Origin of the sequence: Ensifer adhaerens, assembly GCF_002940685.1 — a bacterium.
In the GTDB taxonomy this organism is placed as follows: Bacteria; Pseudomonadota; Alphaproteobacteria; order Rhizobiales; family Rhizobiaceae; genus Ensifer; species Ensifer adhaerens_E.
The window spans coordinates 1-12,466 of sequence record NZ_PNFP01000005.1 but is presented as its reverse complement, the minus strand read 5'-3'; the positions used below and the strand labels follow the sequence as shown (position 1 = coordinate 12,466).

The following is a 12,466-nucleotide window of genomic DNA, read 5'->3' as shown; positions in this document are numbered from 1 at the left end:
CTGCGCATCCCATTGCCGCTGTCTACTCTATTTCGGGAGACCCTACGCGATGAGAGACCTTTCCGCAGGTCCGCGCGTTCTCCTCAAGCGGTTGCGCGAGTTGATGGCGGAACCGCTGGAGCCGCAGGAGCGCCTTGACCGTATCGTGCGCCAGATCGCGCAGAATATGGTCGCGGAAGTGTGTTCGGTCTACGTGCTGCGCTCCGACGGCGTGCTCGAACTCTATGCGACCGAAGGTCTGAACAAGGCGGCCGTCCACCTGGCGCAACTAAAGATGGGGCAGGGCCTCGTCGGCACCATCGCGGCCTCGGCCCGTCCGCTCAATCTCTCCGACGCCCAGTCGCATCCGGCCTTTACCTATCTGCCGGAAACCGGAGAAGAAATTTACCACTCCTTCCTCGGCGTGCCGATCCTGCGCACGGGCCGGGCGCTTGGCGTTCTCGTCGTCCAGAACAAGGCGATGCGCAACTATCGCGAGGACGAGGTCGAGGCGCTCGAAACGACCGCCATGGTTCTCGCCGAAATGGTGGCGACCGGCGAACTGAAGAAGATCACCAAGCCTGGTCTCGAACTCGACCTGTCGCGTCCCGTCTCGATCGAAGGCAACAGCTACGGCGAAGGCATCGGGCTTGGCTATGTGGTGCTGCACGAACCGAGGATCGTCGTCACCAATCTGCTGAACGAAGATACCGACCAGGAACTGCAGCGGCTTGCCGAGGCGCTGGGGTCGCTGCGCATCTCGATCGACGACATGCTGTCGCGGCGCGAAGTGTCGATGGAAGGCGAACACCGGGCGGTGCTCGAGACCTATCGCATGTTCGCGCATGACCGCGGCTGGGTGCGCAAGCTCGAAGAGGCGATCCGCAACGGCCTGACGGCGGAAGCCGCGGTCGAGCGGGTGCAGAGCGAGACCAAGGCGCGCATGATCCGTCTGACGGATCCTTACCTGCGCGAGCGCATGCATGATTTCGACGATCTTGCCAACCGGTTGCTGCGCCAGCTCTCGGGCTATGGCGCCAAGCTTTCGGCGAGCGACTTCCCGACGGACGCGGTGATCGTCGCGCGCGCCATGGGCGCTGCCGAACTGCTCGACTATCCGCGCGAAAACGTGCGCGGCCTCGTGCTCGAAGAGGGCGCCGTCACCAGCCATGTGGTCATCGTCGCCCGCGCCATGGGCATTCCTGTCATCGGCCAGGCGACCGGTGCGGTCGCACTTGCGGAAAACCGCGATGCGATCATCATCGATGGCGACGATGCCAAGGTGCATCTGCGGCCGCTCGGCGACCTGCAGCGCGCCTACGAAGAGAAGGTCCGGTTCCGGGCGCGGCGCCAGGCACAGTTCCGGGCGCTGAAGGACGTCGATCCGCTGACCCGAGACGGCAAGCGTATCACGCTGCAGATGAATGCCGGCCTCCTGGTCGACCTGCCGCATCTGAACGAGGCGGGTGCCGAGGGTATCGGCCTGTTCCGCACCGAACTCCAGTTCATGATCGCCTCGACGATGCCGAAGGCGGAGGAACAGGAAGCGTTCTACCGCAATGTGCTGAAGCAGACCGGCGGCAAGCCCGTGACCTTCCGCACGCTCGACATCGGCGGCGACAAGGTGGTTCCCTATTTCCGTGCGGCGGAAGAGGAAAACCCGGCGCTCGGCTGGCGCGCGATCCGGCTTTCGCTCGACCGACCCGGTCTCCTTCGCACCCAGTTGCGTGCGATGTTGCGCGCTGCCGCCGGGGCCGAGCTCAAGCTGATGCTGCCGATGGTGACCGAGGTCTCGGAACTCAGGATCGCGAGAGACCTGCTGCAGAAGGAAATCGAACGGCAGTCGAAGCTCGGCGAGCAGTTGCCGCGCAAGCTGCAGTTCGGAGCGATGCTCGAAGTGCCGGCGCTGCTCTGGCAGCTCGACGAACTGATGACCGAGGTGGATTTCGTCTCGGTCGGCTCGAACGATCTGTTCCAGTTCGCGATGGCGGTCGACCGCGGCAATGCCCGTGTCTCCGACCGCTTCGACGTGCTCGGCCGGCCGTTCCTTCGGATCCTGCGCGACATCGTGCGTGCCGGCGACAGGCACGATACGCCGGTGACGCTCTGCGGCGAGATGGCGAGCAAGCCGCTTTCGGCCATGGCACTGCTGGGTCTTGGCTTCCGTTCGGTGTCGATGTCGCCGACGGCGGTGGGGCCGATCAAGGCGATGCTCCTGGCGCTCGACGCGACCAAGCTGGCGGATCTGCTCAACACGGCGCTGGACGATACGCGCGACCAGACGCCCGTTCGCCAGATGCTGGTGGATTTCGCCGCGGAAAACGGCATTCCGGTTTAGATTGAATTGACGCGTCGTAACCCTCGTCCGGACCCGCTCCCGGCGAGGGAGGACGCATTTGGAGTGAGACTTGGCAAAGCTTCCCGTTGAAAAGATGCGCGAACTGGAACGTCGCTTCGGTGAGATCGAGGCGCGCATGTCCGCTGGCCCGGCGGCCGACGTTTATGTCAAGCTCGCCTCGGAATATTCCGAACTGCAGCCGGTGGTGACGAAGATCCGCGCCTACGAAAAGGCGACGGCCGAGCTTGCCGACATCACCGCCATGCTCGCCGACAAGGCGACCGACCGGGAGATGCGCGACCTCGCGGAAATGGAGAAGCCCGAAGTCGAGGCGACGATCGAGGGTCTCGAACAGGAAATCCAGATCCTGCTTCTGCCGAAGGACGCGGCCGACGAGAAAAGCGCGATCCTTGAAATCCGCGCCGGCACCGGCGGCTCGGAAGCCGCGCTCTTTGCCGGCGATCTCTTCCGCATGTACGAGCGTTACGCGGCGGCCAAGGGCTGGCGTGTCGAAGTGCTTTCGGCGAGCGACGGAGAAGCCGGCGGTTTCAAGGAAATCATCGCAACGGTCTCGGGACGCGGCGTGTTCTCGCGGCTGAAGTTCGAATCCGGCGTTCACCGCGTGCAGCGCGTGCCGGAAACAGAAGCGAGCGGCCGCATTCATACGTCGGCGGCAACCGTCGCCGTGCTGCCTGAAGCCGAGGACATCGACATCGAGATCCGGCCCGAGGATATCCGCATCGACACGATGCGCTCGTCAGGCGCCGGCGGCCAGCACGTCAACACGACGGACTCGGCCGTGCGCATCACGCACCTTCCGACCGGACTTGTCGTCACCAGTTCGGAAAAGTCGCAGCACCAGAACCGCGCAAAGGCGATGCAGGTCCTGCGCTCGCGCCTCTACGACATGGAGCGCCAGCGCGCCGACAGCGAACGCTCGGCCGACCGCAAGAGCCAGGTCGGCTCCGGTGACCGCTCCGAGCGCATCCGCACCTACAACTTCCCACAGGGGCGCCTCACCGATCATCGCATCAACCTGACGCTCTACAAGCTCGACCGGATGATGATGGGCGAGATCGACGAGGTCGTCGATGCGCTGCTTGCCGATTACCAGGCAAGCCAGCTGGCACAACTCGGCGAACAGCGGGGCTAGGAGATGGCCGAGACGCTCGCGAGCCTTGTTGCCGAAAGCCGCGACCGCCTGCAGGCGGGCGGTATCGAGCATGCGGCGCTTGACGTCCGGCATCTGATCTCCGGGCTGCTGGATCTTTCGCTGAGCGCGGTCGTGTCCCGGGGCAGGGACCCGGTTTCGGATGAGGATGCCCAGCGGATCCGGGCAGCGGTTGCGCGGCGGCTGGCGCGCGAGCCGGTCTACCGTATTCTCGGCGAACGCGAGTTCTTCGGCCTGCCGCTGAAGCTGTCGAAGGAAACGCTGGAGCCGCGTCCGGACACCGAGACCCTGGTCGACCGGATGATCCCCTATCTGCGGGAGGTGGTCGGCCGAAAGGGAAGCTGCGAGATCATCGATCTCGGCACCGGCACCGGCGCGATATGTCTCGCCCTTCTGTCTCAGGTTCTTGAAGCGCGGGGCACGGCTACCGATATATCCGGGGACGCGCTGGCAACGGCGACGGCGAATGCAGGTGCTCTCGGACTTGCGGACCGCTTTCGACCCCTTCTCAGCAACTGGTACGACAAGGTGGACGGCCGCTACGACGTCATCGTCTCAAATCCGCCGTATATCCAGTCCAGTGTTGTCGAAGAGCTTGAGCCGGAGGTGAGACTTCACGACCCGGCCGCAGCGCTTGATGGCGGAGTAGACGGGCTGGATGCCTATCGCGCCATCGCTTCTCAAGCTGGTCATCATCTTGAGACAAACGGCGTGATAGGCTTGGAAATCGGTTTCGACCAGAAAGAGGCGGTGACGGCGTTGTTTTGCGCCGAAAAATTCCGTCTGCGTGAAGAGGCGAAGGATCTCGGTGGCAATGACCGTGTCCTGATCTTCGAACGCGACACAAACCGTTGAAAAAATGCTGCACTGGCGCATCTTCTTTCTTGCAGAGGCAAAGAAAGGGCTTGGAATCCCGGAGGAAGCGGGCTAGTTTGCCCGCGCACTGGGCAGAAGGTCATGGACCTAAGATTCGTTCCGGTATGACCTGGCCACGGGGATTGCTCTCAAGAAAGAGTTGCTAGGGTTCAACAAGTGCCTTGTGCGGGTACCTGTTAATTTGACGTCAGTCGGCGCCGAAGCCGCCATTGTGCGAGCGCAACGGCGCGTGTTCTGTCGGGCGTGAACGGATCCGGCCGGAAGACGAAACCACATGATCATCATTATCAAGAGAATTCGGGTGAATGTACTATGAGGCCAGGACAGCAAAACAAGCGCGGCCGCGGGCGGAATAACAACAACAATAACAACAATGGAAACAACAACAATCACAACCGCAAGGGCTCGAATCCGCTGACGCGGACCTATGACAGCTCCGGTCCGGATGTGAAGATTCGCGGTACTGCCCAGCACATCGCCGAGAAGTACTCTGCACTTGCGCGCGATGCCCAGAGCTCCGGCGACCGGGTCATGGCTGAAAACTACCTGCAGCACGCCGAACACTACAACCGCATCATCGCAGCCGCGCAGGCGCAGATGCAGGATCGGTTCCAGCGTGACGATCGCCAGGATTTCCGCGGCCACGATGCCGCCGACCAGGATCAGGACGATCTGGATCAGGGCTACGCCGACGACATGCCGACCCCGGTTGCCGCCGCCGCTGCTGCCGCACCTGCTCCCGAGCCGCAGCCTGTCGTCATCGACGGCACGGGCCCGCAGCCGGTGATCGAAGGCACGCCGGCCGAAGTCGTGATGGAAGAAGAAGCGCCGGCCGCCTCCGGCCGCGCCGCTTCGCGCCGCCGCAACGCGCCGCGTCCGCGCCGTCCCCGCCGCAGCGCGGAAGGTGCTGCCGACGAGGCTCAGCCGTCGGGCGAGGACGCATCGGAAGCACCGGCTCTCGCCGCTTCCGAATAAGCGAAGTCACAATTGACCCGTTTCAAGCGGGGCATCAAAAACCCGGCCCCTGTGGCCGGGTTTTTCTTTGTCCGATCGCCGCGGTCAGCTTTTGGTACTGTCGATGATGAGCGCAGCAAGGTTGCTGCTGGCGGCCGCCTCGCTTGTCCGACCGCGGATCAGTTCGCGCCCGATTGCCTCGGCTGCGCCCGCGATGCCCGTGCAGCGCAGTCGCAGATCGTCGTCAGGAACGCCCGAGAAAGGGGATAGTGCTGCCTTGATCATGGCGACGTAGTCGTCGACCTGCTGCTGCTGTGTGGCGATCATGTCCGCATTGCCGCGTAGTGCGCCGGAGATTGCCTGCCATTCCTCGCCGCTCTCGACCGCACAGTCGATGTAAACCGCACTGATGATGCCGGCGATCGCGTCGAGCTGCTTTGCGGCGGTGTTCAGCGCGGCCCTCAGTTTTTCCGTGTGACGATCTTCGATTTCCTGGGAGAGCGCGATCAGCAACCCGTCGCGCGTACCGAAATGTTCGTAGGCGATCGGTTTGCTGACGCCGGCGCGTTCGGCGAGATGGCCGAGCGTCAGGGCATCAGCGCCGCATTCGCGCAGAATCTCCTTGGCCGTATCGAGCAGCTGGGCGCGCCGCTCGGGCTTCGCAAGCTTTCGGCCTTTCGTCGGGCTCATCGATCGCAATCCTCTTTTCGCGTCGGCTCCTGCCTCTTGAAAGTGGTGTTCGTCATCTTATTTACCAATAGTAAGTTACCAATGGTAAGTTCGGTAGATGCCGAGCACCTCTCGTTTAGGAGATAGGAAGATGTCGAGCAAGTTTTTGCCTGTTTTGATCATCGGCGGTTCAGGGGTCGTCGGGTCGCAGGCCGCAAAGATCATCCGTCGTCTGCACCCGACGCTGCCGATCGCGATCGGTGGCCGCGATCTCGGCAGGGCCGAAGCGGTCGCACGCGAGGTTGGCGACGCAATCGGGGTCAGCGTCGACCTCGGCCGCCCGGACCTCGGCCTTGGCAATGAGCCTCGTTTCAGTGCGATCGTCATCTTCCTGAAAGACGAAAAGCTGAGTTCGATGCGCTACGCCCAGCGCCACGGCATTCCCTATATCAGCCTTTCGAGCGGTACCTTCGAGGTTGGTCCGGAGATGGCGCAGTACATCCACGCGCCCGACAGGGCGCCGATCCTGCTTGCCAGCCATTGGCTCGCCGGCGCCGCCATCTTCCCGATCCTCGATTTTGCGAAGGCCTATGAGGCGATCGAAACGATCCGCATCGGGGTTCTGCTCGACGAGGAGGACATGGGCGGGCCGGCAGCACTTGCCGACTACAACCGCATCACCGGTCTCGCTCCGGCGGCGCTGACGGTCAGGGATGGCAGGCTTCACTGGGCTGGCGGCGAGGATTCCAAGGCGCGTTATGTCAGCGTCGACGGCGTCGAACTCGAAGCGACCGCCTACTCGCCCTTCGACGTCATGGCGCTCTCGGCGCGCACCAACGCCAGCGATATCCGGCTGGATCTTGCCTATAGCGTATCGGCGAGCAGGCGGCGCGGCGAACCGTTCTCGACGGAGATCGCCATCGATATCAAGGGGCGCGACAAACACGGTGAACCGGTCGACCGTCGCTATGAGATCGTGCACCCTGATGGCCAGGCCCCACTGACGGCGCTTGGCGTCGCCCTTGCGGTCGAGCGCATGCTCGGCCTTGCAGGCGGCGCGGCACCGGCGGCGGGCCTCTATCTGCCGGAGGTGCTGATCGAGCCGGACTACTATGTGCGGCGCATGAAGGAATTCGGCGCGTCCTTTGCCGAGCGGCCGCTCGCGGTATAGACGATCCCGCGGCCGCGTTACCCTTTCGGCGCGCGGCCGCCTCGCGGTTGCAGATTTCCGTCTTAGGAGCGCCGAGAGGCTCTTTAATTTCCAAAAACGCTGCCCCATATTCGCTTCGGACGCGTTGATCCCGAGCAAAGCGGGGATCGCGCCACACTGACAGGCTTGCCGAATGCGGGAGCCTGATCCTGAAACACCGACGGGTGCCATGATGGGCCTGCCGGGCTATGGAGGTAGAGTATGAACATCGAAAAATATTCTGAGCGCGTGCGCGGTTTTCTGCAGTCGGCGCAGACCTATGCGCTGGCGCAGGGACATCAGCAGTTCACGCCCGAGCATGTGCTGAAGGTGCTGCTCGACGACGACCAGGGCATGGCCGCCTCGCTGATCGAGCGGGCCGGTGGCGACGCCCGCGAGGCGCGCGCCGGCAATGACGCGGCACTGGCCAAGCTCCCCAAGGTTTCCGGCGGCAACGGCTCCGTCTATCTGTCGCAGCCGCTTGCGCGGGTGTTTTCGAGCGCCGAGGAAGCCGCCAAGAAGGCCGGCGACAGCTTCGTCACTGTCGAACGTCTGTTGCTGGCGCTGGCGATCGAAAGCTCGGCTGCGACGGCCGGCGTGCTGAAGAAGGCCGGCGTGACGCCGACCAAGCTCAATCAGGTGATCAACGACATCCGCAAGGGCCGTACCGCCGACAGCGCCAATGCCGAGCAGGGTTTCGACAGCCTGAAGAAATACGCACGCGACCTGACGGCCGATGCGCGTGAGGGCAAGCTCGACCCGGTGATCGGCCGCGACGACGAGATCCGTCGCACCATCCAGGTGTTGTCGCGCCGCACCAAGAACAATCCCGTTTTGATCGGTGAGCCCGGCGTCGGCAAGACCGCGATCGCCGAGGGCCTGGCGCTGCGCATCGTCAATGGCGACGTGCCGGAAAGCCTCAAGGACAAGCGGCTGATGGCGCTCGACATGGGCGCGCTGATTGCCGGCGCGAAATACCGCGGCGAGTTCGAGGAGCGGCTGAAGTCCGTGCTCAACGAGGTGCAGGCCGAAAACGGCGAGATCATCCTGTTCATCGACGAGATGCACACGCTGGTCGGCGCCGGCAAGGCCGATGGCGCAATGGACGCCTCGAACCTGCTGAAGCCGGCGCTTGCGCGCGGCGAGCTGCATTGCGTCGGCGCGACCACGCTCGACGAATACCGCAAGCACGTCGAAAAGGACGCGGCCCTTGCCCGCCGGTTCCAGCCGGTCATGGTCGAGGAGCCGACGGTCGAAGACACGATCTCGATCCTGCGCGGTCTGAAGGAAAAATACGAGCAGCACCACAAGGTCCGCATTTCGGACTCGGCCCTGGTTGCCGCCGCCACGCTTTCGAACCGCTACATCACCGACCGGTTTCTGCCGGACAAGGCGATCGACCTGATGGACGAAGCCGCGTCGCGGCTGCGCATGCAGGTGGATTCCAAGCCCGAGGAGCTCGACGAGCTCGATCGTCGCATCATCCAGCTGAAGATCGAGCGCGAGGCCCTGAAGAAGGAAACGGATGTCTCGTCGAAGGATCGGCTGGAGAAGCTCGAACTTGATCTCGCCTCGCTCGAAGAGCAGGCATCCGCGCTGACGGCCCGCTGGCAGGCGGAAAAGCAGAAGCTCGGGCGTGCCGCCGATCTCAAGAAGCAGCTCGACGACGCCCGCAACGAACTGGCGATCGTCCAGCGCAAGGGCGAGTTCCAGCGTGCCGGCGAATTGACCTACGGCGTCATCCCGAAGCTCGAAAAGGAGCTTTCCGACGCCGAAAGCCAGGAAAACGCCAATGCCAACCCGATGGTGCAGGAGGTCGTGACCCCCGACAACATCGCGCACGTGGTTTCGCGCTGGACCGGCATTCCGGTCGACAAGATGCTGGAAGGCGAACGCGACAAGTTGCTGCGGATGGAAGACGAGCTGGCGAAATGGGTGGTCGGTCAGGGTGACGCCGTGCAGGCGGTCTCCCGTGCCGTCCGTCGCTCGCGCGCCGGACTCCAGGATCCGAACCGGCCGATCGGCTCGTTCATCTTCTTGGGTCCGACCGGCGTCGGCAAGACGGAGCTGACCAAGGCGCTTGCCCGCTTCCTCTTCGACGACGAGACCGCGCTGATGCGTGTCGACATGTCGGAATACATGGAGAAGCACTCCGTCGCCCGGCTGATCGGCGCGCCTCCCGGCTATGTCGGTTACGAGGAAGGCGGCGCGCTGACCGAGTCCGTCCGCCGCCGGCCCTACCAGGTCGTGCTGTTCGACGAGATCGAGAAGGCGCATCCGGATGTCTTCAACGTGCTCCTGCAGGTGCTCGACGACGGCCGCCTGACCGATGGTCAGGGCCGCACGGTCGACTTCAAGAACACGATGATCATCATGACCTCGAACCTTGGAGCCGAATATCTGACCGGCCTCGGCGAGAACGAGGACAGCGACACGGTTCGTGACCAGGTGATGGACGTGGTGAAGTCCGCCTTCCGGCCGGAGTTCCTGAACCGCGTGGACGAGATCATCCTGTTCCACCGGCTGCGCCGCTCGGAGATGGGCGCGATTGTCGACATCCAGCTCGAAAGGCTGCGCAAGCTGCTTGCCGAGCGCAAGATCACGCTGGAACTCGAGGACGACGCCCGCGCCTTCCTCGCCGACAAGGGCTACGACCCGGCCTATGGTGCGCGTCCGCTGAAGCGGGCGATCCAGAAGTACGTCCAGGACCCGCTGGCCGAGAAGATCCTGCAGGGCGAGTTCCCGGATGGTTCGAGCGTCAAGGTGCTTTCGGGCTCCGACCGCCTCAACTTCAAGCGCGGGGCGGCGCCGGACAAGGAAGCCGCATAAGTCGAGCACGGCGCAAATCAGGAGGCCGCCCTTCGGGGCGGCCTTTCTGTTTGTGCAGATTTTCGGGAAGGGGAGGGGAGCGGTTAGTTGCTCGCCACCTCTGCGCCGGTGCCGTCCTTGTCGAGCAGTTCGTCGATGCGGTCGCGTTCCTTCTCGAACTTCGCCAGAGCGTCGCCCGAAAGGGACTTGCCGCCGGGCAGGCGGATGCGCAAGGGATCGACCTTGTTGCCGTTGACGATCAGCTCGTAGTGCAGGTGTGGTCCGGTCGAAAGGCCGGTCGTGCCGACCCAACCGATCACCTGGCCCTGGACGACCTTGTTGCCGACCTTGACGTTCTTGGCGATCGCGCTCTGGTGGTTGTAGGAGGACACGTAGCCGTTGGCATGGCGGATCAGCGTCTGATTTCCGTAGCCGCCGGAATCCCAGCCGGCCTTTTCCACGACCCCGCCGCCGGCGGCGATGATCGGCGTGCCGCGCGGGGCTGCCCAGTCGACGCCGGTGTGCATGCGCGAGAAGCCGAGGATCGGGTGGCGGCGCATGCCGAAGCCCGAGCGGAAATGGCCGTTCGGCACGGGGTTGCGCAACAGGAACTGGCGGATGCTTTTGCCGTCCTGGTCGAAATAGTCGATCGTGTTGTCGCTCGGGTCCTGGAACCGATAGAAGGCGGTAACGGCATCGCCGAACTTGGCGCGAACATAGAGAAGTTCGGAGTCCTCGGTCGCCATGCCGCGTTCGTCGGTCACGGAGAAGAAGGCTTCAAGCGAATCCGTCGGTTTCAGCTGGGCCTGGAAATCCACATTGCTGGCGAGGAGCTTGACGACGAGGCCGACCATGTCGGCGCTCATGCCGTAGGAAAGGGCCGCCCGATAGATACCGTCATAGACCCGCGGCAGATCGTGGCTGCTGGTCATGACGGGGGCGCCGTTGTCGTCGAAGGCGGTGGCGACGGCGTCGAGCCTCGGCGGTTCGGCGCCGGGCACGAAGCGGCCCTTGTCGTCGACCGCCATTGTCAGCACGTGCCGGTTGCGCGAATAGATCGTTGCCCGGACGATGCGTGCGTCCTGACCCTTCTGCGTCTCGCCGTTCTGGATGATGCCGATGCGCAGGACATCGCCCTCGGAAAGCTCACTGGCGCCGAGCGCCTGGCCGAGATAGCTGGCGGCATCATCGGCCTGCGCCTTGGCGTAACCGGCATTGCTCATGACGGTCGCGATGTCGGTCTGGCGCCGCACCGGAATGATGTCGTCGGCGTATTCGGTGGTTTCCTCGTCGATCGTCTCGTAGGCGGCGTCGCTCTTGTTCTGCTCGACGATGCGGGCGGTCAGGCCCTGGAGAAGGTCGAGCCCGTCACTCTCCGAGGCGAAGCGCTGCGGGTCGACATAATAGAGCGAGGCGACCTGGGTGCTGCCCTCCGTCAGGACGGAACCGTTGGTGCGGACGTTTTCCTCGACTTCATCGAGCGACATCGAACGGTCGAAGGTGGGGCCGCCGCGCAGCGGGAAGTCGACGGTTTTCAGCGCCACCTCGGAATCGACATTCGAGCCGTAGAGCGTGCCGGTTCGCGAGACGGGCGACTCTTCGTCGGCCTCTTCCGTCGAGAAGATCGCCAGCGGATCGAAGTCCGGATAGCTTTCCGAGGCCTGATGATTGGCGGCCAGCGCCATCTTGACGTGAACGAAGGGCTGCTTGCGCACCACTTCCTTCTCGCCGTCATGGGTCATCGTCGAGACTTCCATGACCGTCTTGTCGGCCGGCTTGGCGACGAGCTTCGGCGAGAGGATACGGCCGCCGCGAACGGCGATCGCCTGCTCGTCGCCGTTCGAACCGGCGTCGAGCGCCGCGTAGGCCTCGGCCGGGATTGCGAGCTGCTGGCGTCCGTCAAGGGCTGCAAAGAGAGCGACCCCCATCAAGAGGCTCGAGGTGATCCCCGTCAGGAAGGTGCCCGACAGCCAGCGCAAGGAGATCTCGCGCCTGTCAGGCGCGCGTCGGCCATGCGCAAGGATCGGTGGCTGATCGCCAAGCGACCTGACCATGTTCTTGTCGGTGATCATGCCGAACTGAGGGTCCCCGATTTCTCTAAACCGTATTCTTGCCTGCGATACGTTGCGCGAAGGTGTGCATCTTTCACGCGGCGGAGTCAAATCACGCGCGCAGAGGATGGGCGATATCCCATATATCCCAAGCCTGTGCCCGTGCCCGCATCCGCGACGCATCTTCGTTTTCGCTTAGATAGGCCGATTGTGAAAAAGGTAGGGCCAAATTGTGTCTCCACAGGCCCGGGGGAGGGGGTAAAACTTTTTTGGGGGCGCAAAGCCCTCAGTTTCCGGGCTTTGTCAGAAATCTGTCATTTTTTCCGAAAATCCCTGTTGACGTCTGCGAGGCTGGGGGTCTATAAGCCCGATCACTGACGAGGGCGGCGGCGCTGCTGGCGACGACGACCTTCGCTCTAGAGTTTCCTGGT

General features: G+C 63.7%; 8 protein-coding genes. 6 read left to right on the top strand and 2 right to left on the bottom strand.

Translation table 11 applies throughout. The features are described from left to right. The first annotated feature begins 49 nt into the window (after nucleotides 1-49). The 4 genes from ptsP (at nucleotide 50) to C1A35_RS11040 (ending at nucleotide 5,339) form a co-directional block, all read left to right on the top strand. Complete coding sequence (ptsP, locus tag C1A35_RS11060) at nucleotides 50-2,317, top strand: phosphoenolpyruvate--protein phosphotransferase (RefSeq protein WP_104664393.1); 2,268 nt, start codon at nucleotides 50-52, stop codon at nucleotides 2,315-2,317. Between the two features lie 70 nt (nucleotides 2,318-2,387). Continuing rightward, nucleotides 2,388-3,470 (top strand): peptide chain release factor 1, encoded by a 1,083-nt coding sequence (gene prfA, locus C1A35_RS11055; RefSeq protein WP_104664392.1) that lies wholly within the window; start codon nucleotides 2,388-2,390, stop codon nucleotides 3,468-3,470. A gap of 3 nt (nucleotides 3,471-3,473) precedes the next feature. Further along, entirely contained in the window at nucleotides 3,474-4,343 is an 870-nt protein-coding gene (prmC, locus tag C1A35_RS11050) for a peptide chain release factor N(5)-glutamine methyltransferase (protein ID WP_104664391.1), read from the top strand. Nucleotides 4,344-4,676: 333 nt separating this feature from the next. Beyond that, a complete protein-coding gene (locus tag C1A35_RS11040; RefSeq protein ID WP_104664390.1) occupies nucleotides 4,677-5,339 on the top strand; it encodes a DUF4167 domain-containing protein in 663 nt (220 codons plus the stop codon). 84 nt (nucleotides 5,340-5,423) lie between these two features. On the opposite strand, the gene C1A35_RS11035 is transcribed toward C1A35_RS11040, so the two are convergent. Then, nucleotides 5,424-6,008 (bottom strand): TetR/AcrR family transcriptional regulator, encoded by a 585-nt coding sequence (locus C1A35_RS11035; protein ID WP_104664389.1) that lies wholly within the window; start codon nucleotides 6,006-6,008, stop codon nucleotides 5,424-5,426. Nucleotides 6,009-6,138: 130 nt separating this feature from the next. Here C1A35_RS11035 and C1A35_RS11030 point away from each other — a divergent pair, with 130 nt between their 5' ends. Next, nucleotides 6,139-7,158, top strand: a complete 1,020-nt coding sequence (locus C1A35_RS11030) for a saccharopine dehydrogenase (protein ID WP_104664388.1) — start codon at nucleotides 6,139-6,141, stop codon at nucleotides 7,156-7,158. A 240-nt stretch (nucleotides 7,159-7,398) separates the two neighbouring features. Further along, a complete protein-coding gene (clpB, locus tag C1A35_RS11025; RefSeq protein WP_104664387.1) occupies nucleotides 7,399-10,005 on the top strand; it encodes an ATP-dependent chaperone ClpB in 2,607 nt (868 codons plus the stop codon). 83 nt (nucleotides 10,006-10,088) lie between these two features. On the opposite strand, the gene C1A35_RS11020 is transcribed toward clpB, so the two are convergent. After that, a complete protein-coding gene (locus C1A35_RS11020) occupies nucleotides 10,089-12,056 on the bottom strand; it encodes a M23 family metallopeptidase (RefSeq protein ID WP_104664386.1) in 1,968 nt (655 codons plus the stop codon). Nucleotides 12,057-12,466 lie beyond the last annotated feature (410 nt).

What these genes read in the sequence shown, in the direction of transcription:
- prmC (WP_104664391.1), top strand. Translation starts at nt 3,474, where the DNA reads ATGGCCGAGACGCTCGCGAGCCTTGTTGCCGAAAGCCGCGACCGCCTG.
- C1A35_RS11020 (WP_104664386.1), bottom strand. Translation starts at nt 12,056, where the DNA reads ATGATCACCGACAAGAACATGGTCAGGTCGCTTGGCGATCAGCCACCG.
- C1A35_RS11035 (WP_104664389.1), bottom strand. Translation starts at nt 6,008, where the DNA reads ATGAGCCCGACGAAAGGCCGAAAGCTTGCGAAGCCCGAGCGGCGCGCC.
- C1A35_RS11040 (WP_104664390.1), top strand. Translation starts at nt 4,677, where the DNA reads ATGAGGCCAGGACAGCAAAACAAGCGCGGCCGCGGGCGGAATAACAAC.
- clpB (WP_104664387.1), top strand. Translation starts at nt 7,399, where the DNA reads ATGAACATCGAAAAATATTCTGAGCGCGTGCGCGGTTTTCTGCAGTCG.
- C1A35_RS11030 (WP_104664388.1), top strand. Translation starts at nt 6,139, where the DNA reads ATGTCGAGCAAGTTTTTGCCTGTTTTGATCATCGGCGGTTCAGGGGTC.
- ptsP (WP_104664393.1), top strand. Translation starts at nt 50, where the DNA reads ATGAGAGACCTTTCCGCAGGTCCGCGCGTTCTCCTCAAGCGGTTGCGC.